This window comes from Paenibacillus hamazuiensis (assembly GCF_023276405.1).
GTDB classification, from domain to species: domain Bacteria; phylum Bacillota; class Bacilli; order Paenibacillales; family NBRC-103111; genus Paenibacillus_AF; species Paenibacillus_AF hamazuiensis.
Genome location: NZ_JALRMO010000001.1, coordinates 5643621 through 5670296, shown reverse-complemented (window position 1 = coordinate 5670296; position 26676 = coordinate 5643621). Strand labels below are relative to the sequence as shown.

General features: G+C 52.3%; 26 protein-coding genes and 1 pseudogene. 17 read left to right on the top strand and 10 right to left on the bottom strand.

The genetic code is table 11. The features are described from left to right. Positions 1 to 76: 76 nt before the first annotated feature. Both MYS68_RS24630 and MYS68_RS24625 read right to left on the bottom strand, forming a co-directional pair. Positions 77 to 1867 carry a sensor histidine kinase gene (locus MYS68_RS24630; protein WP_248928375.1) on the bottom strand — a complete coding sequence of 597 codons (1791 nt, stop codon included), beginning with the start codon at positions 1865 to 1867 and terminating at the stop codon, positions 77 to 79. Continuing rightward, positions 1857 to 2603 (bottom strand): response regulator transcription factor, encoded by a 747-nt coding sequence (locus tag MYS68_RS24625; RefSeq protein WP_248928374.1) that lies wholly within the window; start codon positions 2601 to 2603, stop codon positions 1857 to 1859. The genes MYS68_RS24630 and MYS68_RS24625 overlap by 11 nt, the downstream gene beginning before the upstream one ends. 198 nt (positions 2604 to 2801) lie before the next feature. On the opposite strand from MYS68_RS24625, the gene MYS68_RS24620 reads away from it, so the two are divergent. From MYS68_RS24620 to MYS68_RS24605, 4 genes are all read left to right on the top strand, one after another. After that, positions 2802 to 4133 carry an ABC transporter substrate-binding protein gene (locus MYS68_RS24620; protein WP_248928373.1) on the top strand — a complete coding sequence of 444 codons (1332 nt, stop codon included), beginning with the start codon at positions 2802 to 2804 and terminating at the stop codon, positions 4131 to 4133. Positions 4134 to 4244: 111 nt separating this feature from the next. After that, positions 4245 to 5141: a carbohydrate ABC transporter permease gene (locus tag MYS68_RS24615; RefSeq protein ID WP_338043609.1), complete on the top strand. Its 897-nt coding sequence runs from the start codon at positions 4245 to 4247 to the stop codon at positions 5139 to 5141. A 2-nt stretch (positions 5142 to 5143) separates the two neighbouring features. Then, positions 5144 to 6001: a carbohydrate ABC transporter permease gene (locus tag MYS68_RS24610; RefSeq protein ID WP_248928372.1), complete on the top strand. Its 858-nt coding sequence runs from the start codon at positions 5144 to 5146 to the stop codon at positions 5999 to 6001. A gap of 34 nt (positions 6002 to 6035) precedes the next feature. Further along, positions 6036 to 7403, top strand: coding sequence for a sulfatase family protein (locus MYS68_RS24605; protein ID WP_248928371.1), 1368 nt, complete (start codon positions 6036 to 6038; stop codon positions 7401 to 7403). Between the two features lie 66 nt (positions 7404 to 7469). Here MYS68_RS24605 and MYS68_RS24600 read toward each other — a convergent pair whose 3' ends face one another. The 3 genes from MYS68_RS24600 to MYS68_RS24590 form a co-directional block, all read right to left on the bottom strand. Next, entirely contained in the window at positions 7470 to 8699 is a 1230-nt protein-coding gene (locus tag MYS68_RS24600; RefSeq protein WP_248928370.1) for a multidrug effflux MFS transporter, read from the bottom strand. A 34-nt stretch (positions 8700 to 8733) separates the two neighbouring features. Beyond that, complete coding sequence (locus MYS68_RS24595; protein WP_248928369.1) at positions 8734 to 9804, bottom strand: lactonase family protein; 1071 nt, start codon at positions 9802 to 9804, stop codon at positions 8734 to 8736. Positions 9805 to 9988: 184 nt separating this feature from the next. Continuing rightward, complete coding sequence (locus tag MYS68_RS24590; RefSeq protein ID WP_248928368.1) at positions 9989 to 10867, bottom strand: helix-turn-helix domain-containing protein; 879 nt, start codon at positions 10865 to 10867, stop codon at positions 9989 to 9991. A 167-nt stretch (positions 10868 to 11034) separates the two neighbouring features. Here MYS68_RS24590 and MYS68_RS24585 point away from each other — a divergent pair, with 167 nt between their 5' ends. Then, positions 11035 to 11898: an oxidoreductase gene (locus MYS68_RS24585; RefSeq protein WP_248928367.1), complete on the top strand. Its 864-nt coding sequence runs from the start codon at positions 11035 to 11037 to the stop codon at positions 11896 to 11898. A gap of 61 nt (positions 11899 to 11959) precedes the next feature. On the opposite strand, the gene MYS68_RS24580 is transcribed toward MYS68_RS24585, so the two are convergent. Further along, on the bottom strand, positions 11960 to 12529 hold the full coding sequence (locus tag MYS68_RS24580) for a TetR/AcrR family transcriptional regulator (RefSeq protein ID WP_248928366.1): 570 nt from the start codon (positions 12527 to 12529) through the stop codon (positions 11960 to 11962). A 197-nt stretch (positions 12530 to 12726) separates the two neighbouring features. On the opposite strand from MYS68_RS24580, the pseudogene MYS68_RS24575 reads away from it, so the two are divergent. Continuing rightward, positions 12727 to 13154: pseudogene (locus tag MYS68_RS24575) on the top strand (SDR family oxidoreductase); the annotation flags it as partial. Between the two features lie 79 nt (positions 13155 to 13233). Next, positions 13234 to 14334, top strand: a complete 1101-nt coding sequence (locus tag MYS68_RS24570) for an NADH:flavin oxidoreductase (RefSeq protein WP_248928365.1) — start codon at positions 13234 to 13236, stop codon at positions 14332 to 14334. 104 nt (positions 14335 to 14438) lie between these two features. Here the strand turns inward: MYS68_RS24570 and MYS68_RS24565 are convergent, their stop codons facing one another. From MYS68_RS24565 to MYS68_RS24550, 4 genes are read right to left on the bottom strand one after another with little or no spacing between them, the layout of a single operon-like run. Beyond that, on the bottom strand, positions 14439 to 15419 hold the full coding sequence (locus MYS68_RS24565) for a hypothetical protein (protein ID WP_248928364.1): 981 nt from the start codon (positions 15417 to 15419) through the stop codon (positions 14439 to 14441). Positions 15420 to 15436: 17 nt separating this feature from the next. After that, positions 15437 to 15709 (bottom strand): hypothetical protein, encoded by a 273-nt coding sequence (locus MYS68_RS24560; RefSeq protein ID WP_248928363.1) that lies wholly within the window; start codon positions 15707 to 15709, stop codon positions 15437 to 15439. Further along, positions 15702 to 16535, bottom strand: coding sequence for a permease prefix domain 1-containing protein (locus MYS68_RS24555; RefSeq protein WP_248928362.1), 834 nt, complete (start codon positions 16533 to 16535; stop codon positions 15702 to 15704). The genes MYS68_RS24560 and MYS68_RS24555 overlap by 8 nt, the downstream gene beginning before the upstream one ends. Beyond that, entirely contained in the window at positions 16498 to 16860 is a 363-nt protein-coding gene (locus MYS68_RS24550; RefSeq protein ID WP_248928361.1) for a PadR family transcriptional regulator, read from the bottom strand. Before MYS68_RS24550 ends, MYS68_RS24555 begins: the two co-directional genes overlap by 38 nt. 318 nt (positions 16861 to 17178) lie before the next feature. On the opposite strand from MYS68_RS24550, the gene MYS68_RS24545 reads away from it, so the two are divergent. The 10 genes from MYS68_RS24545 to MYS68_RS24500 all read left to right on the top strand — a co-directional run bounded on the left by MYS68_RS24545 (position 17179) and on the right by MYS68_RS24500 (position 26675). Next, positions 17179 to 17910 (top strand): FadR/GntR family transcriptional regulator, encoded by a 732-nt coding sequence (locus MYS68_RS24545; RefSeq protein ID WP_248928360.1) that lies wholly within the window; start codon positions 17179 to 17181, stop codon positions 17908 to 17910. Between the two features lie 27 nt (positions 17911 to 17937). Then, on the top strand, positions 17938 to 19176 hold the full coding sequence (locus MYS68_RS24540; RefSeq protein ID WP_420852155.1) for a M20 metallopeptidase family protein: 1239 nt from the start codon (positions 17938 to 17940) through the stop codon (positions 19174 to 19176). Positions 19177 to 19195: 19 nt separating this feature from the next. After that, positions 19196 to 20758, top strand: coding sequence for an ABC transporter substrate-binding protein (locus tag MYS68_RS24535; RefSeq protein ID WP_248928358.1), 1563 nt, complete (start codon positions 19196 to 19198; stop codon positions 20756 to 20758). A gap of 76 nt (positions 20759 to 20834) precedes the next feature. Then, entirely contained in the window at positions 20835 to 21752 is a 918-nt protein-coding gene (locus MYS68_RS24530; protein WP_248928357.1) for an ABC transporter permease, read from the top strand. Positions 21753 to 21770: 18 nt separating this feature from the next. Next, positions 21771 to 22700, top strand: a complete 930-nt coding sequence (locus MYS68_RS24525; RefSeq protein WP_248928356.1) for an ABC transporter permease — start codon at positions 21771 to 21773, stop codon at positions 22698 to 22700. Between the two features lie 24 nt (positions 22701 to 22724). After that, a complete protein-coding gene (locus tag MYS68_RS24520) occupies positions 22725 to 23708 on the top strand; it encodes an ABC transporter ATP-binding protein (RefSeq protein WP_248928355.1) in 984 nt (327 codons plus the stop codon). Beyond that, entirely contained in the window at positions 23678 to 24703 is a 1026-nt protein-coding gene (locus tag MYS68_RS24515; RefSeq protein WP_248928354.1) for an ABC transporter ATP-binding protein, read from the top strand. The genes MYS68_RS24520 and MYS68_RS24515 overlap by 31 nt, the downstream gene beginning before the upstream one ends. A 17-nt stretch (positions 24704 to 24720) precedes the next feature. Next, entirely contained in the window at positions 24721 to 25548 is an 828-nt protein-coding gene (locus tag MYS68_RS24510) for a carbon-nitrogen hydrolase family protein (RefSeq protein WP_248928353.1), read from the top strand. 24 nt (positions 25549 to 25572) lie between these two features. Next, a complete protein-coding gene (locus tag MYS68_RS24505; protein WP_248928352.1) occupies positions 25573 to 25923 on the top strand; it encodes a thioredoxin family protein in 351 nt (116 codons plus the stop codon). Then, positions 25923 to 26675: a creatininase family protein gene (locus tag MYS68_RS24500; protein ID WP_248928351.1), complete on the top strand. Its 753-nt coding sequence runs from the start codon at positions 25923 to 25925 to the stop codon at positions 26673 to 26675. The genes MYS68_RS24505 and MYS68_RS24500 overlap by 1 nt, the downstream gene beginning before the upstream one ends. Position 26676: the final 1 nt, after the last annotated feature.

Sequence of the window (26676 nt, the reverse complement as noted above, 5' to 3'; positions counted from 1 at the left end):
TTTTCAGGAGTGGCATTCGGTGCTTTCGTTAAAACATGAGCTGCATACGCGAAGGGATAGTCGATTGCCCGGATGATCAGCCATTCTGCGGAAAGTGCAGGGTAACCGCCGTGCCCCATCTTTTCCTGCTGAGCATCCGGATTCCGCCGGCTTCCCCATACTGCAGCATGATTCGTTTATTGGTGTTGCTCAGTCCGATATGCCGGCCGGGTTCCTCGTCGGAAGCTAGCCCGGAGCGGATTTGCGCGAGGCGTTCCTTGCCGATTCCGCCCCCGTTGTCGATAATCGTCACCTTGAGCGTGCCGTTCTGCATGCGGAATTTAAACTTAACGAGCAGGCGGGACGTATGCTCCATCCCGTATTGGATGCTATTTTCCAGCAGCGGCTGCAGGCTTAGCTTCAACACTTCGCAATCGTTAAAAGGTTCGGTCTTGTCCCAAATGACATGAAACCTGTCTTTATAACGGATGTGCTGAATTTCGACATAGCTGCGGATGTGAGCAATTTCCTCCCGCAGCCGGACGACCTTCGCCCGGGAATCGAGGGAATACTGCAAAATAGCCGTCAGCAATTCGATCATGCGGCTGGGGGCGTTCGTGGAATTCGTCAGTTGAATCGTTTTCCAGTATATCGAGTTCAGCGTATTATATAGAAAATGAGGGTTAATTTGAGATTGCAGCGCTCTGAATTCAAGAGCCTGCATCCGGTAAGACCGTTCGGACAGCTGTATTTTCAAATATTTTTGCTCAAGAAAGCTTTCCAGAATATGGGTAATAATGAACGCGTAAATATCATGCTCTTTATTGTGGACGGGCTCGATCTGATCGGGAGCATCCGCGGATTCGAGCGTGTGAATAATCCCGTATACTTGACGGTAGTTTTTTCCTGTCAGCCATAAGGCAGCCAGCGCGCACAAGACCAAAGCTGCAAGCGACAGCAGACAAGTGATGACGATTAATGTGTGCGACAGGCTGTATAACGATTTACGCGGGACGATAGAGATTAAATTCCAATTGAGCCGCGGTGCTTTCTTGACGGTTAAATGATAAATTCCGTTGTCCAGCTGAAGTGTATCGTATTGGCCCGGCAGCTCCAAAGCCGAAAGCATCCGCTCATCATCCGAGCCGCCGGATTGCATGATCACCCGGTTATGATCGTCGGTTATATAAAAGCTCCGGTTCGGGTATTCGCTTAAGGACGGGAACGATTTGACAAAATAGTCGGGAGACAAATTCAAGACAATAACTCCCTTTTTGCCGCCATTGTTCCGGTCCGTTATTAATTTGTAAATGCTCACGACTTGGGTGGGGACATTTTCAAAAGCGTAATTTTGCAAGCTGCGTACTTCCGTGGCGAATCCCGACGTATCGGACAGCTTCTCATAGCTCTCAAACCAGCTTTTATCCAGATAAGACTTCAGGTTGACCAGCCCTTCGCGCGAGCTTAGAAACCGCATTTGATCATTCGGGTAATACACATAAATCGAGTGGACGTACGGTTTGGAATTGGCCGACACATCGACAATATGTCTGAGATAATATAGCGCTTCCACATCCTCATAGGAATAATTGGGTTTGGAAAGAATACTGTGGAGCTTGTCGGCAATTTTGGGATTCGTATTAAAGGACAGGCTCAGGGAATCAAGCTCCGATGCGACGACCTGAAATAACTCGTTATATTGATTCAGCAGCTTTTCCTGATTTTGCTCGGCATCGACGCGCGTGTACCGCTGCGATATGACAATCGATAAAGAACCGAGCAGCAGCAGCGGAATTAAGCAAAGAGCCAAAATATTTCTCAAGTTGTTGATGAAAAATTTGATCTTTAACGACCGGCCGATATGCGGCCGCTTCAAATTAACGTCCATTTTTAAACTGCCCCGGTGTTGTGCCGTGAAATTGCTTAAACGCTCTGATGAAGTTTTTGGGGTTGGCATAACCTACCGCTTCGCTGACTTCAAACGCTTTCATATGTCCGTGTTTTAACAGCTCGGCGGCCTTCTCCATTCTCACCTTCAAGATGTATTCGGAAAAATGAATCCCCGTCTTTTTCTTGAAGTATACGCTGACGTAGCTTGAATTCATCTCCACCATTTCGGATACTTGCTGCAGCGTAACGGTGCGGTAGTCCTGGTTCACGCATTTCACGATATTGGAAATGACGGGGTCTGCGGAGCCCGGAAGCGAAGCGTCCATTTCCGTTCCCTGCGCTGCAAGGCTGTAGTTCGTCTCGTCCAGCGTGCTTTTAAGCTGGGTAAATACATGGACGATATCGTCATACTTCGCCGGCTTCAGCATATAGTGGGAGACTCCGTATGTCATCGCCTCCCGGGCATATTCAAAATCGCGATACGCGCTGAGCAGCACGACCCGAACCCCCATTTTCCGCTCGTGAATATGCTTGCACAGCTCCAGCCCCGACATCACCGGCATCCTGATATCGCACAGCAGCGCATCCACCGGATTCGCCTGCAGGTAAGAAAGCGCCTCCAACCCGTTGCCGGCTTGCTTTACAACGGTAAAGCCTATCGATTCCCAAGGGAAGCAGTTGCATAACGTATCTCGCGTATCCTCTTCGTCATCTGCGGCCAGAAGCTTATACATGATGTTCACCTCACATTCATTATAGCAGAAAATCGAAATTAATCAGTGCCCCACGATATGGAAAATCCAAAATAATGATACCTTTCCCCAATGAAACAAAAAAATGTAAACGCAATCAAAAGTCGGGTGCCTTTTTTCATCTGTGTTTTGAGGCTATCATGAAAGCGTAAACAATAATACAGACTTGGGGGAATCGAGTTGAAAAGAACGTTCAAAGGAATTGCCGGTCTCGTTATTTGTTCGGTCATGGGAATATCGCTCGCGGCTTGCGGCGGAAATTCAGCCAACGCTCCGCAAGCGCAGAACGGAAGCGCCGCGGGCGGAGACAGCACCAAACCCGTAACGCTCAGATTCAGCTGGTGGGGGAACGATACCCGTCACCAGGCGACGCTGAAGGCGATCGACGCTTATACCAAGCTCCATCCGAATGTGAAAATCGAAGCGGAATACACCGGCTTTGACGGCTTCTATAACAAATTGCTGACCCAGTTCGCAGGCGGCACCGCTCCCGATTTGTTTCAGTTCACTTACGAATGGGATAACGACATGTATGATTTTCTGCTCGATTTAAAGCAGTCCAAATCGCTGGATACGAGCGGTTACGACCCTTCCGTACTCAAAAACTTCGCCAATTATAAGGACAAGATGATCATGGCTCCGGCCGGCGCAACGAGCGTTTCGTTATTCTACAATCAAGCTTTCTTCCAGAAGTATGGAATTCCGGAAAACACGGAATGGACTTGGGACAACCTGATGGAAATCGGGAAGAAGGTGCATGCGCAGGATCCGAATGCATACCTGCTGACGGCCGACATCGACGTTATTTACAAATTGATTTTGCAGCCTTATGTGGCCCAGATGACGGGGAAGAACTGGATCAATGACGATTACACCCCTGCGTTTGACAACGCCGCTTTGACGAAGGGGCTTACGTATCTTTCCGAATTGTACAAAAACGGAGTTCTGGAGCCGTTCGGGGACAGCTCGGCGTTTGTCGGGAAAATGGAGCAAAATCCGAAGTGGATTAAAGGTCAGATCGGCATCCTGTTCGATTATATCTCGGCCTTCGATAAGTATAAGCAGTCGGTACCGGGCGGCCAGTTGGGCGTAGCCGCTTATCCGATGGCTCCGAATGCGCCGCAATCTGGCAATCCGATCGCTGCGGGAACCGGTTTTGCCGTAAATAAAACTTCGCCGAATGCGGAGGAAGCGGTGAAATTCATCAACTGGATGGTTAACGATAAAGATGCGGCGCTCATCCTTGGCGCACAGCGCGGTATTCCGGCAACGAGCACGGCCAGAAAGGCGCTGGAGGACGCGAAGCAGCTCGATTCGAACATCACGAAAGGGCTCGATCTCGCCGCGAAACAGAAGACGATCGCTCCTAACGTCATCAGCATCAATGCCGATCTGGCGCAGATCGCCAAAGACTCGCTGCAGAAGCTGATTTACCAAAAGGAGACGCCGGAGCAGGCTGCGGACGAAATTTTGAAGGCTTACGCTCCCAAGCTGGCGGCATTAAAGAAATAAGATTTTGGAGTTAAGGAATATAGGTCATCCGGGAGAAGAGCCGCCTTGACAGGGCGGCATTCTCTCTATTGCATGGACCGGCATGTTGGAGTAAAGAAGGGAGTTGGCGTATTGAAGCAGTCAATGAGGTTCACGAATGCCGCTTGGGGACTGTTGTTCATTTCTCCGTGGATCATTGGATTTGCATGGTTCCAGTTTTATCCACTGCTGTTGTCGCTTTACTATTCCTTCACCGATTATTCGATCGTGAAGGCGACTCATTTTATCGGTTTGCAAAATTACGTGACGATGTTCAAGGAAGATAAGGACTTCTTGCCGTCTTTGCGCGTTACCTTCCTGTACACCGTGATAGCGGTGCCGCTCAAGCTGGCATTCGCTTTACTTGTGGCGATCATTCTGAATTCCAAAGGGAGATTCATTAACGTATATAGGACGATGTACTATTTGCCCTCCATTTTGGGCGGAAGCGTGGCCATCTCGATTTTGTGGCGGTTCTTGTTTATGCGCGAAGGCATTGTAAACCAAGTGTTATCGTTTGCGCATATCCCGGCGGTCGATTGGCTGGGCAGCCCGAATGTGGCCTTATGGACCATCAGCTTCCTGGTGGTGTGGCAATTCGGCTCCTCCATGGTCTTGTTCCTTGCCGGTCTTAAGCAAATTCCGGCCGATCTGTATGAAGCCGGGATGGTGGACGGCGCGAGCAGAATAAGGATGTTCGGTTCCATTACCGTACCGCTGCTGACGCCTATTATTTTGTTTAATCTGGTTATGCAAACGATCGGCGCACTGCAGGAATTTACGGCCGCTTTCGTGGTGACGAACGGAGGGCCGATGAAATCCACTTATTTGATCGGCATGAAAATATACGACGACGGCTTTAAGCTGCTGCATATGGGTTATGCCTCCGCATTGTCCTGGGTGCTTTTCGCCATTATCCTGATACTGACCTTGCTTATATTCCGTTCATCCAGATCCTGGGTGCATTATGAAGACGGGGGGAAGAACTGACTGTGCTGCGATACGGAAAGGAACCTGCACTCACGGGCAGACTCGTCAAAAATATATTGCTGCTGGCGCTCGGTCTGCTCATGATTTATCCCTTGATCTGGTTGTTCTTCGGGTCCTTCAAGACCAACACCGACTTATTCGGCTCGCTGTCGCTGTTTCCCAAAACATTCGTTTGGGACGCCTACAGCAAAGGCTGGCGCGGAACGGGGCAGTTTACTTACGGCACGTTCTTTTTGAATACGCTCATGCTTGTCGTGCCGACGGTATTTTTTACCGTGGTATCCAGCGCGATCGTGGCTTACGGCTTCGCGCGGTTTCAATTTCCGCTCAAGGGTGCGCTGTTCGCTCTTATGATTTCGACGCTGATGCTGCCGCAAGCGGTCATTATTATTCCCAGATACTTGATCTTCCGCAACCTCGGATGGCTTGACGGGTATTGGCCTTTTATCGTGCCGGCTATTTTTGCGTGTTATCCGTTTTTTATCTTCATGCTGATTCAATTTTTTCGCGGGCTGCCGCGGGAGCTGGACGAATCGGCGGTCATGGACGGATGCAACCCGGTCACGATTTTGTTCCGAATTTTGCTGCCGCTCTGCAAACCGGCGCTGTTCTCGGCAGCCATCTTTCAATTCATCTGGACATGGAACGATTTCTTCAATTCGCTCATATTCATCAATAGCGTGAAGAAATATACGGTATCCTTGGCGCTGCGGATGACCATCGATTCGACCGGGGGCACCGTCGCCTGGAATCAGATCATGTCGATGTCCGTTTTGGCGATTCTTCCGCCGCTGCTCATCTTTTTCATGTTCCAGCGTTATTTTGTCGAAGGTATCGCCACGACGGGGATTAAAGGTTAAAATTGCGGTAATCGAGACAGGAAGGGGTTATGTTATGGAGCTGCGGGGAAAGCAGGACCGAAAACCTAACGTCATCGTCTTTTTTACGGATCAGCAGCGCTGGGATACGACCGGACTGCACGGCAATCCTTTGGGGCTTACCCCTAATTTCGACCGGTGGGCCGCGGAAGGAACCCATTTATACAACACCTTTACGTGTCAGCCCGTATGCGGGCCGGCAAGGGCGTGCCTGCAAACCGGGCTTTACGCAACGACAACCGGGTGTTACCGCAATGGAATTCCGCTGCCGGGGCATACCCGTACGCTGGCCCGGGAGTTTCGCGCTGCCGGGTATAAGACCGGTTATATCGGCAAATGGCATTTGGCGTCCACCCGAACCGATCCCGTGCCGGAATCGCTCCGCGGCGGCTATGAATATTGGCTTGCGGCCGATTCGCTCGAGCACACGTCCGACGCTTATGACACCGTGGTGTATAACAATGACAATGAGCGGGTCAAGCTTCCCGGCTACCGGGTCGACGCGCTGACGGACGCCGCCATCCGTTATGTGAACGATCATCAGGCCGAGCCGTTTTTCTTGTTCCTTTCGTTTTTGGAACCGCATCATCAAAATCGAAGAGACGACTATCCGGCACCTTCCGGCCATGAGGCCTCTTATATATCGGCCTGGACGCCGCCCGATTTGGCGGAGCTGGGAGGGACGTCGCAGCGGCACCTGCCCGGGTATTACGGCATGGTCAAACGGCTGGACGAAGCGCTCGGACGCTTGATGGACGCGCTGATGAGCCTGGATTTGGCGGACTCTACCATCGTTATGTTCACCTCCGATCACGGGTGCCATTTCAAAACTCGCAACGGAGAATACAAACGCTCCTGCCATGACAGCTCCATCCGCATTCCGGGGGCTATTTGGGGGCCCGGCTTTCAAGGCGGAGGGCGTATCCGCGAGCTCGTCAGCCTGGTCGATTTGCCGCCGACTTTGCTGGATGCAGCGGGGCTTGACGTGCCGGAGGAGATGCAGGGACGTTCCGTGATGCCGCTTGTAAGGCGGCAGGAGGTGGAATGGCCGAGCGAAGTATTCGTTCAGATCAGCGAGTCGCAGGTGGGCCGCGCCGTTCGCACGAAACGCTGGAAATACAGCGTGAGCGCGCCGCAGCGGGATGCGATAAAGGATAGCTGCAGCGATGTTTACGTCGAGGAATTCCTTTATGACCTGCAAGCCGATCCGTGGGAGCTGAATAACCTGATCGCCAGCGCCGCTCACCGGGAAGTGAGGAAGGTCATGCGGGAACGGCTTGTCCGCCGCATGACGGAAGCGGGTGAAGCGGCTCCAAGCATAGAGTCGGTTCGGGAACGGGAGAGCGGACAATTGACAGTGCTGGATGGCGAATGTCAAGAATGACGGGATGGCAAAGCAGCCCCGATTCTCAAGGTGAGAACCGGGGCTGCGTCTTTGTTCCGCATGTTTTTACGTACCCATTTCCTCCCGCACGGCGAGCTTGACGTTCCGGGTTTGCTGCGCCAATCCGAAGTAGGCGAGCAGGGCGAGCAGACTGGTGGAGACGATGATCGCGCCCATGGGAACGGCCGAATATTCGCCGGCAATGCCGACGAGCGGAGACGTTACCGCGCCGAGCAGGAACGGAAGCAGCCCAAGCAGGGCCGACGCGCTTCCCGCCATATGGCTTTGGGATTCCATGGCCAGCGAAAATGCGGCGGTGGACGTCATCCCGATCGACGCCACAAAACAGAACAGCGGCGCGACAAGTGCCGGCAGCGGCCCGTGCAGCAGAATGACGGCCAGGGCCGTCAGGCTGGACGCAGCCGCGAGCAGCAGCCCGAACAGAAGGAAGCGGCGCTCCGAAAAGACATGATTGAAGCGGCCGACAAGCTGGGAGCCGATAATCAGGCTGATCCCGTTGGAACCGAACAATATCGCAAACAGCTGCGGCGATGCGCCGTAAATTTTTTGGTAAATAAACGGCGTCCCGGATACATAAGCGAATACGCCGCCGATCATGATGCCTTGAGCGAGCGCGTAGCCGAGAAATTGGCGGTCGCGGATCAGCGTCTGAATGCCTTTAAACAGCTGGCTGAAATTGCTCGGCATCCGATTTTCCGGAGGGAGCGTCTCTTTCAGACCGGCGGTTGCCAGAACGACGAGCACGATACCTACCAAGCCGAGCACGACAAATACGCCCACCCAAGTCGTAAACGAGATGACGCCGCTTCCCGCCACCGGCGCGATGAGCGGAAACAGATTGTTCACCAGCATGAGCAGGGAAAAGAACCGGGTGAGCTCCGGTCCGCTGTATAAATCGCGAACGACCGCCCGGGCTATGACGATTCCCGCGGAAGCGGCGAAGCCCTGAATAAAACGGGCAGCGATAAAGCAATAAATATTCGGCGAAATCGCACAGATGAACGAGGAAAGCAAATAAACGGCGAGCGATAAAATAACCGGCCTGCGTCTTCCGTGCACGTCGCTGAGGGGGCCCATAATGATTTGCCCCAGTCCGAGACCGATGAGGCAGGCCGTCAAGCTTAATTGCACGAGCGATGCCTCCGCTCCGAAATCGGTCGTTATCTCGGGAAAAGCAGGCAAATACATGTCGATGGTCAGCGGCCCGAGAGCCGAGAAAGCGCCCAGCAGCAGGACAAGTCTCCAGCGGTTTCCTTTTGTCTCTTGATGATTCATTTTTTTCTCCAATCCTATCCCTTTGTCTGTTTATCTAAACCGTCATAAACTTGATGCACACCGGCTTGGACAGTTCCAAAACGGTTCCGGTACGCTGCAGTTTCCCGGTATCCTCGTTGCGTTCAAAGCCAACCACATTATTGCTGTCCCGGTTGGCGGCCAGCAGGAAACGTCCGTCCGGCGAAAGCGCAAAGTTTCGCGGATGACCGCCGCCGGAAGAGACATGTTCCACGAGGGTCAATTTGCCGCTGGTCCCGTCAACGGCAAACACGACGATGCTGTCATGGCCGCGGTTGGAACCGTACAAAAACCGGCCGTCCGGCGATACGTGTATATCGGCGGTCGAGTTGTTTCCGGTGAATGAATCGGGTAATGTAGGGACCGTCTCGATTTCCGTCAGCTTTCCCGCTTCTTCGTCATAATGATACGATGTAATGGTGGAATTCAACTCGTTGATGACAAAGCCGTAAGCAAGCGTCGGATGGAAGGCGAAATGCCGCGGCCCGGCGCCCGGCGCCGTCCGGGTCTCGCTTTGCCGGATAAGCTGATGCGCTTCGGCATCGTACCGGTAGATGACAATTTGATCCAATCCCAAGTCGCAGACAGCGGCGTACCGATTTTGTTTGTCGATGAAAACGGAATGGACCCGCGCCTGGCTTTGAACCGGCAGCACGCTGCTCCCCTCATGCCGGATAGATTGGCTCAAAGAGCCGACCCGTCCGTCCTCCGTAACCGAAGAAACTCCGATGAGCCCCCCATGATAACTTGAGGTAAACAAGGTGCCCTTCTGCCGATCTAGAGACAGGTGGCAGGCAGGAGCTTGAATGGCCGCTTCACGGTTGATGAAACGCAGCTTTCCTTGAAGAACATCCGCTTCGAAGGCAACCGCCTCGCAGCCGCGTTCCCCCGAAGCGGAGGCCGTTTCGCCCAAGGCGTACACTGTTTTTCTTTGCGGATCGACATCGAGGAAAGTCGGATTGTGCAGTCCGGATACGCTGTCCGTCACCTGCAGCTCCCCCGTTTGGCCGTCAAATGTGCAGACGTACACGCCCGGATCGGATGCTTCGGCATAAGAGCCGATAAATGCTAAAATTTTTTTCGTCATATTCGCTTGCTCCCCTCCATAGTCCTTTTCGCCGTATTCCGGCGCCACCTCCTCTATTATACCGATAAAAAGCGGCGGAAATAATCGTTTTACGGAAAAATCAATAATAAAGCGATGCGGCATCGGTAAACATGCAGCAAAAAAACCTCGAATCGTAAGGTTTCATACGATCCAAGGTTTTCAATTAAGCCTTCTTTAACGCCGATGGCGGATAACCGAAACGTGCTTTAAATACTTTGGAGAAATGTGCGACGTTCTCAAAGCCGATCGTAAAACAAATATCCGTAACGGACAAATCTGATTGAGATAACAGCTCCTTCGCTTTGTCCAACCGGCGGTTGCGCATCCATTGCAGAGGCGATGTGTTGTACATGGCCTGGAACTCTCTTTTAAAGGAGGACAAGCTTCTGCCGGATAAATAAGCAAGATCGCTTATGGATACAGGATTCATATAGTTCTCCTCCATCACCTCGGCAATCTCTTTCCTCGTTTTTCGTTTTAGCTGTAAAAAATGAAGCAAAAACCGGTCGTCCGCGTCGGCGACATCGAATAACAGCTCCAACAGCTTCAGCTTCACCAGCCCGTCGTTGATGCGATCCGGCTCCTTGAAATAGGGCTTAAGCGAGTCCAGGTAACTGACAAGACGATCGTTTACGGGATGAACGCACACCGGAACAAGCAGCGCCGGGTACGAAACTTTATGGTCCGCCAGCTTTATGAACTCCCGGAGCACATCCTCTTTCAGGAAAAACAGCATATAATCCAATCTGTATTCGGATTCGGGATCTCCCGATTTTTCATATTCGACAACGATCGATTTTTGCAAAAGGATCATTTGGTTTTTGGATACGGCATACTCTTGATTTCCGAACCTTACTTTATACACTCCGCCAAGAACGAAAAGAAGCAGATGATCTTCCAAAAACATGGTTCCTTTCGTGCCTTGAGTGTGCAAGCAGGATTCGATGACGGACAATCCGTTCAGTTTTAAAACGGTTTGATTATAAGGAGGTTTGCTCAGGGAATGAGGGACCTTGACAGTCGCATCGTTTCTCACGGACATCTTCTTTTATTCCCCTTGTCTGCGGTTACGATTCATATCATACCACACAAATGAACGAAATGAACAAATAGATAGAGCCTTATAGAAAAGTAAAGGGGGCTCCCGTGAAGTAAACTTACCTCATCAGCACAACAAATCAAGCTGAACAGAAAGGTAAGGGATTTTATATGAAAAAACATAAGGTTTGGTTCGTTACGGGAGCATCGAGAGGGTTTGGGCTGGAGATTGTCAAAGAGGCGCTCGCTTCAGGCGACAAAGTGGTCGCAACGGTTCGCAATGCGCCCGAATTGCTCGCAAGCAAGTTGGGGAATCCGGATAACCTTGAGGTGGCGGTGCTCGATGTCACCGATGAACGGCAGGCTTATCATGCAGCAGGGCAGGCCGCCGAACGATTCGGCACAATAGATGTGCTTGTCAATAATGCCGGATTCGGTTTGCTTGGCGCGGTAGAAGAAGCGACGGACGACGAAGTGAAAAGAAATTTTGAAGCCAATGTATTCGGGCTGCTGAATGTTACTCGCGCGACCTTGCCGCATATGAGAAAAGCGCGCTCCGGCCATGTGATCAATATTTCCTCCGTAGGCGGATTAACGGGTATCGTCGGCTGGGGGTTATACGGTTCCACGAAATTCGCTGTGGAAGGGTTAACGGAAGCGATGGCCAAAGAATTGGCTCCGCTTGGCATTCACGCTACCGTCGTCGAACCCGGCTTCTTCCGTACGGAATTTTTGGATGCGTCGTCTTTGACCCGGTCCAGCCGTGTGATTGACGATTATGCCGAAACGGTGGGGGAGATGAGAAATTTCGCCACGAAGGTGAACAAAAAACAACCCGGCGATCCCGTCAAATTAGCCAAAGCCATAATACTTTTGGCTAATGCGGAGAATCCCCCGGTGCACCTGCCGATGGGGAAGGACGCGCTCGCTTTCTTTAAGGAAAAAATGGACCATTTTGAAAAGGATATTAAGGAATGGTATGACGTGATAACCGGCACGGATCACGATGATGTGGTCTCGGCGACGAATGAATGAGGGAATGCGGGAGCCGCTGTTGCGGCCCCCGTTTTTCTTTTTGGGTTGAAGCGTTTTAAGATCAAGCGTGGGCAGGGTAGACCTCGTTTTTCTCGAACAGTTTCCTCAATTGTTCCGCCACATACTCGGGCGGATGCGGCATTTGGCGCCGGATCCACCACTCCACGATGCCGACGAACGCCGAAGCCATGAACTCTGCGTTTAATTCAACGTCGATCTCCGCATGGGGGCTGCGCCGCTCCAGCTTTTCCTCGACACGGACCGCAACGAATTCCATCAGGCGTTTGCGGAATACGGCGGCTCTGGTTGTAGACAGCATGGCGGAGAAGAACTGGAAGTGATCCCGAATGTACACGAATACCGGTAAAAGTTCGCTGGCCATCGGCGTGTTCCCGGTCGGATTGCATAAGGAAGTGAGCTTGTTCAAATGATCGTCGATCAGTTTGTCGAGCAGGTCGTATTTGTCGCTGTAGTGCAAATAGACGGTCCCCCGGTTCACGTTGGCTCGGTCTGCGATATCGTTGATGGTGATATGTTCGAGATCTTTTTTGGCAAAAAGGTCCAGAAACGCTTTAGTGATCGCCTCTTTGGTCCTGATGACGCGGCGGTCGATTTTGGTGGCGGTCTCCATGCTTCCAAACCTCCTCTTGAAAATAAACAATTTCGTGCCCGCTGTTGAGTATGCGACAAACTCCTGTGCATTAACGATTGAATTCCACTCTAAGCTTAATATAATAATAATCAACGCGAGATATATATTCAACACGCGTTGTGAAAAAACGTTGAAGCATTTCAAAAGGAGGAGAAAAAATTGGGGAATATTTCATGGAATGGGACCGGATGATCGACGTAAATGTGAAAGGCGTGCTTTATGCCATCGCCGCCGTGCTGCCGGCCATGCGGGAACAAAAGTCGGGTCACATCATCAACGTTTCTTCGGTAGCGGGCCATGTCGTAAGCCCCACCTCGTCCGTTTACGCGCGACAAAATTCGCCGTCCGGGCGATTGCGGAGGGGCTGCGCCAGGAGGAATCCCCGGTATCGGGCATTCGCTCCACCATCATTTCTCCGGGGATGGTCGAAACGGAGCTGCTGAATACCGTCACCAGCCCGGAAGTGAAACAAATGGGCGAGATGATTCGCGGCATGAGCATTTCTCCCGATCGGATCGCCAGGGCGATCGCTTACGCTATCGATCAACCCGACGATACTTCGGTGAATGAGATTATGATCAGGCCTACGGTGCAAGCCATGTAAGCGACAAGCGCAAACAAACGTCAGCCTCTTTGCATCTTCTTTTTGATTGATCAGTAAAAAATATAAGGAGTTGGTTTCGATGACTTTACCCGTACTTTCCACTTTCACACTCGGTCGTCTTGAACTTCCGAACCGTGTGGCACTCTCGCCGATGACTCGCTTATCCGCGACCCCTGACGGCCGCGCCACGGAAGAGATGGCCCGCTATTATGCAAGATTCGCTGCAGGCGGTTTCGGGCTTATCATTACGGAGTCGATCTATACGGACGACACCTACAGCATGGGAGCGCTGAATCAGCCGGGCTTGACGAACGACGCGCACGTCGCTTCGTGGAAAATCGTAACGGACGCGGTCCATAAGCATGGGGGCAAGGTGATCGCCCAGCTCGCGCACGCCGGAGCGTTGTCGCAAGGCAACGCCCGTACGGACGGTACCGTCGCGCCTTCCGCTTATACGCCCGCAGGCGAACGGAGTCCGCTGTACGGCAAGGGAGGGGCGTATCCGGAGGCCAAAGCACTCAGCGTTCCGGACATCAAGGAGATCGTCGGCTCCTTCGCTTCGGCGGCTGAGCGCGCGAAACGGGCGGGCTTCGACGGCGTCGAAATTCACAGCGCGAACGGCTTTTTGCCCGATCAGTTTCTGACGGATTACACGAACCGGCGAACGGACGAATACGGCGGCAGTCTGGAGAACCGGCTTCGCTTCCTGTTGGAATTGATCGGCGCAGCCAGAGCCGCGGCCGGGCCGGATTTCGTTATCGGCGTAAGGATATCGCAGGCGAAGGTAAACCATTTCGAGTACAAATGGCCGGGCGGGGAAGCGGATGCGAAGACGATTTTCGGCGGCATCGCCAAAGCCGGTGCCGATTACATCCACACGTACGAGTATAACTCCCTCGCTCCCGCCTTCGGTGAAAGCGGTCCGACGCTGGCCGAGCTGGCGAAATCTTACGGAGGCGTCCCCGTGATTGTCAACGGCGGTCTGACCACGGCCGAAGATGCCGGGAACGCTTTGGCCAAAGGCGGCGACCTGGTCGCATTGGGGAAAATCGCGCTTTCCAACCATGACTGGCCGAAAAAAGCGGCGCGCGGCGAGCCTGTCAAGCCGTTCACCGGCGAGGTTCTGGCGCCGACCCCGACCATCAAGGAAAGCGAGCTTCTGAGCCGGGATGAGCTGTAACTGCGGCTTGTCCGCAAAGATCGGAGGAATCGGGCGGCGGATTAAGCGGCCGAGGTCATCGACTTCCTGTGCCGCAAGTGGCCGTCGGCGTCGCCGTTCGGGAGTTATTCTTTAATTTTGTATTTAAGCGACTTCATGTCATATCCGTATGCAATGGCAGGAAAAAAGCCATCCGCTTTAGCTGCAAAAGCTTTAACAAGTATAATAGTGCCTTCCTGCCCGTTCACTTCGATTGTATCCACCAAATATCCTTTTTTAGGGTATACGTACCAATCGCCATTGTATTCAAATACGGTAGTGATTGCCGGATTCCTTTTGGCATCTTCCCATTTATCCCGTATTTCACTCGGGATGTCGGCATCAATGTCCCCGGAATAAATACCGGATTTACCATCTTTTTTTAGCTGAGAATCTAAAAGTGTTCCTTCTTTATGTGCGTTCTTATTTGTCTCAGCGCTGCTTGCGGTGCCGGAGACCCCAGGTTGGGGCTTCGGCAAATCTCTTGCCGCAGACATTAATTCATGGCTGCCGGACAGATAGAGAAACAATCCGCTCATGGCGCAGATATAGAGCGCCGAGGTGAGGAGGCCGGTCAGCAGCCTTCCGGAACGTACCTGGCCTGCCCGGGTTCCGTAAAGCACGGTCGGCAGAATAGCGAACACCAACAGGCCGATCAGGAGAAAGGCTGACCCGCCGAAAAGCAGGTCCCGCATGGAAGTTAGCTTGATCATGCCAAACATCTCTACTTGAACGGCGTAATCGCTGGTGAAAAAAAGGCCCACACCTGCGGTCCCCAGCAGAAGTCCGAAGCTGCAGAATACGAGTGTGAGGATGCCTTTGACCACGGAGCCGGAAAGTTTGGGTAAAACTTGGGGAATCAGAAAAGTTAAGATCGCCCCTGCAGCGACAAACCCTGACCCATAGAGCAGGATATGAAGGTCGGTCACAGGGATGAAAATCCCCAGCTTATATATGCCGACGTTCTCTCCCCGCGCCCGCGTGAGCAGGATCTGAACGCCCTGCAGTATAATGTACAGCCCGATGAGCCGGGTGATGAGTGCGGCTGATAAATGAGTACGTTGCATGGTAATCCTCCAGGCAGTTATATGAGTTCAAAGGAGCAGCCGGCCGGGTGCTGACGGGTACGCTGCTGCAATGCAGACAGGGAATGGCGGATTGCCAGTTTGCGCAGTGTCTCGACCTCTGCCTGTGGGGAGCCACCGAGCGATCCCGTTTTCCCGAGCCACAGGTCCAGAAGTGTTTGCTGCGACACCTTCACGGCTTCCTCCTCGTTCTTCAGCAGATGCAGCACAATCCCATAGCATAGGGGTTCGAGCTCCCTGAGCCGCTTGATCTTGGGGCATGTTCTATCCATGTGCTCTGATCCTGCTAGTGAAGTTCATCTGCAGCAGGAAGCGGGCGATGACGACAAAGCAGGCAAGTACAAACAGACGGATGGCAATGGATTCGAGATAAGCGAAAACAATATAAAGATTGTATCTCTCCCAATCCTCCGCGCCGACTACTTGAAAATAGAGAAAATGCGTGAACCGTTTGATCAGTGGAAGTACGGCATATACCGTCATGAGGATCAGAGGCATAGACGAAATCCAGACGTTCCGGGTCAGCAGGAAGATTCCGAGTCCCAGCAGGAAGAGCAATGTCATGAAAACATGAAAGGCAGCTCTGTCAAATGATGAAGAGTTCACCCAGGTGATCGTCAAATGCATTTCTTCCGCCCAGGGGATATGCAGTTTGTAGAGCAAATAGATGAGGCCAAACGGGATCACGGCTGCCCCCAAGCCGATGCGGTCCATGCGTTTCCTGGTCTTCAGCAGAAGCAGTGTTCCGATAAACCCGGTCATGGGCAGAGAAGGGGAAAGCGGCGAGCCGTGGCCCACCAGGATGGAGGGAATATAGCTGCAGCAAAAAATCAGGAACAGACTGAGCGCTAAGAAAAAAATGTGTCCTGCACTCAGGCCATACGTTTCCCGGGTCAAATGATTTCGCAGCATGCGGGGATCGCCGAAGCTCCGGAGCGTGAGGCGTTCCGCTTCGGTATATTCCTTGCCTTTAGAGACAAGCTCCTCGATAGAGCATTCGATATGCGAGCGCATTTCTTCCTTCCAGTCGGTCTGCTCCCTGCGGGTCAGACAGGAATATTTAAGAATTCGGTTCAGGTAGGTCTCGACCGCCCCCATAGCTCAAACCTCCCAAAAAGGTATGGATGACTTTCGCATTCTTCAGCCAGGTTTCCTTGCTTTCCTTCAGCTTCCCCTTGCCTGCCGGCGTAATCCGGTAGTATCTTCGTCTCGGGCCGGACGGACGTTCGTCCCAATAGCCTTCAATCATTCCGCTCGCCTCCAGCCGTTTCAACGCAGGGTAGAGCGTTCCTTCCTTGAGTTCGAAGGCACCGTCCGAAGACTGGTTTACGACTTTGGTAATCTCATAGCCGTAGGCATCCTTGTCCTGAAGAACCGAGAGGATGATGGCGTCGATGTAGCCTTTGATCATCTCATTTTTCACAGGGCATCCTCCTTCTTGATAGGTTACTATGTAATTCTATGTATATAGAGTAATACAGTTCGCACAAATAGTGCATGAGACAAATGGCCTAATTCCCAAAAAGATGCAGGACGTGAGGGTGAAAAGTCAATTCACACTAAAACAATAAGGTAATTTAATGTGACACTCTTTTTTGGATGGCAGCGCTGCCATTTTGCAATATGTAAAAAACATGTCAGATTTTTATTGACTTATAAAATGGGCGGATTTATAGTATGTGTATATTCCATAAATGGTTTAAGGTTTAGACCTTAATGCATTGCCGATCGGAGGAATACTATGCAAGTTCAAGCGATATCACCTTTCCAAAGAGTATCGCCGAAGAAAATGAGCGATTTCATTCTGGAGCAGCTGGAAGAAGCGATTATTCTGAAGGAGTTCCTATCCGAAGAGCAGCTGCCGACAGAGCGGGAATTGGCTTCTATTTTCAACGCGAGCCGTTTGGCCGTACGCGAAGCGCTGTCCGAACTGGAGCGGCGGGGACTGATTGAAAAGCGGCTCGGAGCCAAGGGAGGAACCTTTGTTCTTCCGCTCACGAAAAACTCCCATCGACGGCACCGTGACGAAATTCGCCATGATTGGGACCATATGCAGAGCGTGTTTGAGTTTCGTTCCGTCATCGAACCGGAAGCGGCCAGCTTGGCGGCGCAAAGAATTACAAAAGAAGAGTTGGAGCAGCTCAGAGGATTTGTTGAAAAAAGCATGGAGGACGACTGCAGCCGGGAATTGTTTCGGGCGCTGGACGTACGGCTGCATCTCGCCATTGCCCGAGCTTCCGGCAACCCGTATTTTGAAAAAGCCGTAAGGCAGATCCGTACGAAAATTAACCCTGCGCTGGATTTAATGCCGTATCAACCCAGCTATAAAACGGTCAACTACGAGAAGCATATGGCGCTATTGGAAGCGCTGGCCGCCAAAGACGGCGCAAAAGCGAAAGAATTGATGCGGGAACATATCAATTCTACGTCCAGTGCGGTTTTCGCGAAGGTCATGACGGATACTGCAGACTAAGATGGAACAGGTAATGACCTACATAGAATGCCATACATCCAGGGGAGGCGCTGCAAGTTGGAACCAGATGCAAAGCTGCTCGAGACGGCTCGAGCTCTGAAGGATCAATTGATTGCATGGCGTCGGGATTTCCACCGACATCCGGAAACAGGGTACGAAGAATTCCGCACGTCAAGTATTGTCGCGGATCATTTAAGAGCTCTGGGGCTTGAAGTGACTTGCAATGTCGGGAAAACCGGCGTAGTCGGATTGCTGAGGGGAGAGGAGCCCGGACCTACGTTCGGCCTCAGGGCCGATATGGATGCTTTGCCGATTCAGGATCGGAAATCCGTCGAATATTGTTCGCTTGTTCCGGGCAAGGCGCACCTCTGCGGTCATGATGCCCATACGAGCATGTTGATGGGGGCGGCCCAGCTGTTAACCGGTTTGGGCCGACCGAAGCGCGGAAACATCAAATTCGTTTTCCAACCGGCAGAGGAAGGGCTGGCCGGAGCGAAGGCCATGATGGACGACGGCGTGCTGGAAAATCCAAAGGTTGACGCCATGGCCGGACTGCACGTGTTTCCGTCTTTAAACACCGGAACGATATCCGTGACCAAAGGGGTTGCTTTCGCTTCTGCGGATAGCATCTCGATCAAAATAATCGGTAAAGGCGGACATGCCGCAAGACCTCATGAAGCGGTTGATGCGATTACCGTAGCGGCGAAAGTCATTGATGCCATTCAGCATATAGCCAGCCGGTTGGTCGATCCTCTGGAACCTGTTGTTGTAACGATCGGCAAAATCCAAGGCGGATATATGGGGACTGCAATCGCTCCCGAAGTGGAAATGGTGGGAACCGTGAGGGCGTTAACGCCGGAATTGCGGGAACGGATGCCCGGGCTGCTGGAACGAATTATCCGGGGAGTGACGGATTCCTTCGGAGCATCGTATGAATTCAAGTACAATATGGGCTACCCTCCCGTTGTTAATAACGAGGATATGGTGGATTTTTTAACGAAAACAAGTGAACGGTTGTTCGGCGATAAACGTTGGAAGTACGCCAAACCATCGATGGGCGGGGAAGACTTCGCGTTTTATTCGCTTTCCGTACCGAGCGTCTTTTTCCGGCTTGGAGTGCACAACGGGCAGGAATATACCGGATATCCGCTTCATCATCCGATGTTCGACCTCGATGAAGAAGCGCTGCCCTATGGAGTAGCTATGCTTTCGGCCGTGGCTTTAAATTATTTGTCGGATTCATCATCTATACATTCATCTATATAAAATAAGGGGGCACATGTGAATGAAACATTGGAAAACCAAAGGATCTCTTCTTGTATTGGCTACCTTCATCGCGCTCGCAGGCTGCAGCGGCGGCAAAAGCGATCAGCCGAATTCGGCGGCTCAGCCGAACAAACCGGCGGCGTCCGGCGGCGAGAAGGTCTTAACGATAGCCAACGCGACGGATATCGAGAGCTTTGACCCTCAAAATAACAACAATACGCAAAGCGAAGCGGTACTGGTTAACATGTTTGATTATCTTTTGAGAAATGACAGCTCCCAGAAAAAGGTGCCCGGTTTGGCAACATCGTGGGAAAAAGTAAACGACACCACGTGGCGTTTCAAGCTTCGTCAAGGAGTCAAATTCCATAACGGCGATCCTTTTACCGCAGCGGACGTCAAGTTTACGTTCGAACGTTTGGCCAAAGATGCGAAGCTGAAGCAAAACACCTATTACAAAAACTTCAAAGAGGTCAACATCATCGACGACTATACGGTGGAAATTGTCACCAACGGACCGGATCCGCTGATGCTCAATAAATTGTCCAGAATGGGTGCGGACATTCTTCCTTCCAAATACATTCAAGAGAAGGGGATGGATGCATTCTTGAAAGAGCCTGTCGGAACGGGCCCTTACAAATTCAGTCAATGGCAAAAGGACAACCGTGTCGAACTGGTGAAAAATGCCGAATATTTCGGCGGTTCGCCGAAATGGGACAAGGTCACATTCCGCGTCATTCCGGAAGCTTCAACCAGGGTTTCGGAGCTCATTACAGGCGGTGTAGATATAGCGGCGGGCGTGCCTACGACGGATGTCAAACGCATCCAAGGCGTTAACGATATGAAAGTGGAGCAGGCTACCATTCAAAGGGTGCTTCACCTTATTATGCGGATGACTCCCGGCTCCGTCACTGCCGATCCGAAGGTACGCGAAGCGATTGATTTGGCGATCAACGACAAGGAAATTGTCGATAGTATTGCCGGAGGGGCCGGTACACCGACACGCACCTCTGTCACGCCTGGCAACTTCGGTGCCGATCCCAGCTTATACAATCAATATTTGTTTGATAAGGAAAAAGCAAAAGCGCTGTTAAAAGAAGCGGGTTATGCGAGCGGCGGGCCGAAAGTTACTTTCTCCTCGCAGGTTCAATACAAAGAAATCGCCGAAGTGGCTGCTGCCATGCTTACGGAAGTAGGGTTCCAGGTAAATCTTGAAATTCTGGAGGCCACTAAATTCAGCGAAAAGCTGAATTCGAAGAAGTTCAATGAATTGTTTTTGCTGGGCGTAGGCAACTCCTTATTTGATGCTTCGAACAACTACAATCGGTTTAAATTTGAAAATGCAAAGGGCGAGACGGATTACAACAATCCCGAGGTCGAACAACTGCTTCAGGCGGCGGATAAAAACATGAATCCGGAAGAGAGAGAGAAGCAGTACCAGAAGGTGCAGCAAATTTTGGCGGTCGATCGTCCGACCATTTATTTATACCAATTGAAGGGTGTTTACGGCGTCGGTGCAAAAGTAAATTATAAGCCAAGACTGGACGAGATGTACTTCGCCGAGGAGATTACTCCGCAAAATTGATTGCTTGTTTCGTGAAAAAGACGGGAAACATGGATGTTTCCCCTTTTTCCTACCTTGTTTTAAGGAGAGGGGATCATTGGGTAAGTACATTGTAAAATCGTTGTTGCAAATGATACCCGTTTTGTTTCTGATCTCCACCATCGTCTTCATTCTTGTACATGTAACTGGGGATCCAGTGGCGCTTATGCTGCCGGAAACGGCGACGGAGGCGGACCGGGCCGCCTTGTCTCAAGCACTCGGGCTCGACAAGCCGTTATATATTCAGTTTTTAGTGTTTCTGGGCAACGTATTGCACGGTGATTTCGGCAGATCGTTTCATTATGGACAGTCTGCTCTGCCGCTGGTGCTCGAAAGGCTGCCGGCCAGCTTCGAACTGGCCTTTGCCGCGATGGTGGTGGCCACCGTACTCGCGGTTCCGCTGGGCATTATTTCGGCTGTCAAGCGCAATTCCTTTTTGGATTTGTTCATCTCCGGAATTTCGGTTCTCGGCAAAGCGATGCCTAACTTTTGGACGGGTATTATGCTGATTTTGCTGTTTTCCGTTATGCTTGGCGTTTTTCCTGTCTCGGGAAGAGGGGGAGCAGAGCACCTGGTGCTGCCCGCCGTCACGTTGGGGACAGCCGTGATGGCGCAGATGACGCGTTTGATCCGCTCCAGCATGCTGGAGATTTTAAATCAGGATTATATTAGAACCGCCAGAAGCAAAGGACTTCTCGAACGCGTCGTCATCTTCACGCATGCTTTTCGCAACGGACTGATTCCGGTCGTAACGATAATGAGTCTGCAATTTACGAGCTTGATCGGAGGGACACTGATTACGGAAACGGTGTTTTCCTGGCCGGGCCTGGGGCAATTGCTCGTGACTGCCGTAAACACCCACGATATGGCGATCGTGCAGGCTGCCGTTTTCATTATTGCCATTTTGGTCATTCTAAGCAATCTTCTGACGGATCTGATCTATCGGATACTGGATCCACGAATCAAGTACAGTTAGGGGAGGAAGGGGAGAGATATGGCTTTGCCAATTGAACCGCAAGCCGAAAGCTTGCTGGCGGAACGCGATAAAGACGAAGCGAACCGGCATCGTCTGAAACGCGCATTCAAGCTTCTGCTCAAAAGCAAAACGGGAACCGTCGGAGCCGTGCTTGTTATTCTGGTCTGTTTAGTCGCCCTATTCGCTCCCTTCATTGCTACGCAGGATCCGGCAAAAATTAATCCGACGCAAAGATTGCTTCCGCCGGTTTGGCTCGATAGAGGAACCCCGCAGCATATTCTTGGAACGGACAACCTCGGAAGGGATATATGGAGCCGGATCGTTTACGGATCGCGGGTCTCGTTGATCGTAGGCATTTGCGCCGTTTTCGTTTCGGGCGCCATCGGGGCCGTGCTCGGCCTGTTGGCGGGATATTACGGCAAATGGCTGAATGCCGTTATTATGAGGGTGGCCGATGCGTTTTTGGCTATTCCTACGATTTTATTTATGCTCGTCTTGCTCGCGGTGGTAGGGCCGGGGCTAGGCACGCTGATTTTTGTCATCGGCATCACCAACTGGGTTTCCTACGCCCGCGTCGTCCGCGGGGAAGTATTAAGCGTAAAAGAGCGTGATTTTGTAAAGGGAGCAAGAGCGGTCGGCGCCAGTGATCTTCGCATCATTTTCATCCATATTCTTCCTAACGTGCTATCTTCTTTTATCGTCATTTCGACGATGAGCGTGGCGACAACGATCATTTTGGAAGCATCCCTCAGCTTTCTGGGGTTGGGCATTAAACCGCCGGATGTCTCCTGGGGAGGAATGCTGAGCGACGGAAGGCAATATTTGGCCACCAGCTGGTGGGTGGCGACGTTTCCGGGTCTTGCGATTACGATAACGGTGCTGGGCGTCATATTTTTGGGAGACTGGCTGCGCGATATGCTGGACCCCCGGATGAAAACAAAGGAATAAGAAACGGGAAAGCGGGGAAACGGGATGACCTCAACGCTCTTGGAAGTCCAACAGCTGAAAACCTATTTCAAAACCGATCAAGGCACGGCTCCGTCCGTTAACGGCGTCAGCTTCTCCGTCAATCGCGGCGAAACGCTGGCGATCGTAGGGGAATCCGGCTGCGGGAAAAGCGTGACGTCTTTATCCATCATGGGTCTCGTCGCTTCCCCCGGCGAAATCGTGGGCGGAGAAATTCGTTTCGAAGGCAGAGATCTGCTCAAGCTTAACCGAAAAGAGCTGCGAAAGCTTCGGGGTAACGAAATATCGATGATCTTCCAGGAGCCGATGACCTCGCTTAATCCGGTGTTCACTGTTGGTTTTCAAATTAGTGAAGTTTTTCGGGTGCACCAAGGACTCGATAAACCGGCGGCCAGACAGAAAAGCATGGAAATGCTGGAGAAGGTGGGCATCCCAAACGCCGGGAAAGTGGTCGACAGCTTCCCGCATCAGCTGTCCGGCGGCATGCGTCAAAGAGTCATGATCGCGATGGCGCTTGCGTGCAGGCCGAAGCTGCTTATCGCCGACGAGCCGACCACGGCCTTGGATGTGACCATTCAGGCGCAAATTCTCGAGTTGATCGATACGCTCGCCAAGGAGCAAAATACCGGCGTCATTTTGATTACACACGATTTGGGTGTTGTTGCCGAAATGGCCGACCGGGTGGTCGTCATGTATGCCGGCCAAATCGTCGAAGAGGCGAGCGTTTACGACTTGTTCGCCCATCCCCGTCATCCTTATACGATCGGTCTGCTTGGCTCGCTTCCCAAGCTGGATGAGCAAAAAGACGAGCTCGCTTCGATCCCCGGCATGGTGCCTCATTTGCTGGACATGCCGAGCGGCTGCTCGTTCCATCCGAGATGTCCGTTCGCGGCAAGCGAGTGCGCTAAAATGAACCCGGAGCTGGCTCCGGTTAAACATACGGAAGGCCACCGGGTCAGATGTCTGCGTGCCGAGGAGGTCTCAGCGTGAGTAAAGAACCGAGTGAACTATTATTGCAAGTGAAAGGTTTAAAAAAACATTTTCCGCTTGGCGGCGGGTTATTTTCCAGGCGCAAAGAGTTTGTTCGGGCGGTGGACGATGTAAGCTTCCACGTTAAGCAAGGCGAAACGCTCGGAATCGTCGGTGAATCGGGCTGCGGCAAATCGACAACGGGCCAAATGATCGCCCAGCTGCTTGAGCCGACGGAAGGCGAGATTTGGTTCGAAGGCCGGGATTTAACGAAGCTTGCCGGGGAAGAGATACGACGGGTAAGACGCGATTTGCAAATCGTGTTTCAAGACCCGTTCGCTTCGCTTAACCCGCGAATGAGGGTTTCGGACATCATTGCCGAGCCGCTGCGCATTCATGGGGTGGCGCAAGGAGCCGAGCTAAGAGGCCAGGTGGCCGAGCTGCTTGGGACCGTCGGCCTCGGGGGCCATCATATGGAACGTTTTCCGCATGAATTCAGCGGAGGACAGCGGCAGCGCATCGGAATCGCACGGGCGCTTGCCTTGAAGCCGAAGCTCGTCATTTGCGATGAGCCGGTGTCCGCTCTTGACGTTTCCATCCAGGCGCAAATTTTGAATTTGCTGAAGCAGCTGCAACTAGACTTTCAGCTTACTTATATTTTTATCGGGCACGGCCTTCCCTCCGTCAAACATATCAGCGATCGGATTGCCGTTATGTACTTGGGGAAAATCGTCGAAATCGCCGGCAGGGACGAATTGTTTGCCGGACCCAAGCATCCGTATACGGAAGCGCTGTTGTCCGCTGTGCCGGTACCGGACCCGACTCAGCGCAAAAAACGCAATCTGCTTGCCGGCGACCTGCCGAATCCGGCGCGGCCGCCCGAAGGCTGCGCATTCCACCCCCGTTGTCCCTACGCCCAGGAGGTTTGCCGCCAAAAGACGCCGGCGCTGCAGGAATACGGCGCAGGCCATGCGGCAGCATGCCATTTTCCGCTGCAGAGCGATCAGACCGCATAAAGGAGAAGTGACCCAACATGTCTTCATTTCAATTGGTAATGGCTCAATTAACCTCGACCGACGACAAGCATATCAACCTGCAAAAAGCGGAGAAGGCGGTTGAAGACTCGGTTCATATCCATGGGGCGTCTCTTGTCGTGTTTCCCGAAGTATTCATGAGTCATTTCCCGATAGGAACGCCGAAGGACGTTTCCTTAAGGGATGCGGAGCCGGTCGACGGACCGTTCGTCCGGGGGATGGCCGAGCTCGCGCGCCGCTACGGCGTTTGGCTTATTTTCGGCATGCGGGAAGCGGTGGAGGATCCTGAAGAGCAGCGCGTATATAACACAACTGTCGTGATCAACTCGGAAGGACATACCGTCAGCGCCTATCGGAAAACACACCTGTTCGACGCGTTCGGGTACAACGAGTCGAGAAATATCAAGCCCGGAGACGCTCTGTTCGAGCCGATCGAAACGCCATTTGGGAAGATCGGTCTGTTCGTCTGCTACGAGCTGCGTTTTCCGGAAATCGCGCGGCACCAGGCGATGCATGGAGCCGACATCCTTATCGTACCGTCCGGCTGGGTGCGCGGCCCTCTGAAGGAACTTCATTGGTCCAATCTGGTAACGACCCGGGCGATCGAAAATACGGTGTTTGTCGTCGCTTGCGGCAAAGTGAGCGACAACTTTTACATCGGGCAAAGCATGGTTGTCGATCCGATGGGTGTCACGATGGTGGCCGGACCGGAAACCGAAGCGCTTATTCCTTGCCGGATTGACCTTGGGCGGGTCGAAGAGGTGCGCGCCAAGCTGCCGTCTTACGTGCATCGCAGACCGGAGCTGTACGGCCCGGCGTTATCATAAAAGAATACCAGGAGGTCGGAAGCTGTGAACAAAATCAGTTCGGTCCCGCAATTTCAAGAGGCGATTATGAGCGCCAAACCTACCGTAGCCGTGTTCAAGACGACATGGTGCAAAGACTGCCATTATATCGATCCGTTTATGCCTGAAGTGGAGCAGGCTTATGCCGACCGGCTCACGTTCTTCGAAATTGACCGCGACGAGCTGCCGGAGCTGTGCGAGCAATACAACATTCTCGGCATTCCGAGCTTCGTTGTGATCGAGCAAGGAATCGAGCGCCACCGGTTCGTCAGCAAGCTGCGCAAAACGCGCGAGGAGATTGAAGCTTTTTTGGACGAGGCATTGGCTGCTTGCCGCGCAAAGGAGCTTGAAGCGTGATGTCCGCCTCATTCCTGAAAGAGATGAGCTGGACGACGTTTGCCGAGCGGAAGAAGCATACCGATTTGGTCATTATCCCCGCCGGGGCGTGCGAAGTATACGGTCCTCATCTGCCGCTCGGCTCCGACAGCTTCGTTGCCGTTCAGATCGCCAAACGGGTTGCCGATCAGGTCAATGCGATTATCGGACCGACGCTGGAAGTGGGGGACTCGTCCATGCTGGATGAATTTCCGGGTACGATTACGATCCGTCCTGAAAGCTTCAAAGCGTATTTAAACGATGTGATCGACAGCTTGCTCAAATGGGGGTTCAAAGATTTCCTTTTTGTGAACGCACACGCCGGCAACGTTCCGATCATCGCTCAGCTTTCGTATTCGCTCCGGGAACGCAGCGATATTCGCAAAGCGCAGATTGATTATTGGCGGTTCCTTAAGTCGGTTGACCAAGGGGTTCTGGAAAGCGGGGAAACCGCACATTCCCATGCAGGGGAAGCCGGCACGTCGGTGATGATGTACCTGCATCCGGAACTGGTTGATACGAGCAAAACGATGAAGGTAGAGCGAAAGCTTAAAGATTCTTTTCCCGATATTATGAAATACGGCAAGCTCTCCGCTAACTCCGAATGGGGAACGGTCGGGGATTCCACGATCGCGAGTGCGGAGAAAGGAAAGCTTTTGGTGGATCGGTCGGTTGAACGCATTGTGCAGTTCTTGGAACACCAATGGGGAATATCCAGAATATCCGGTGTATAGG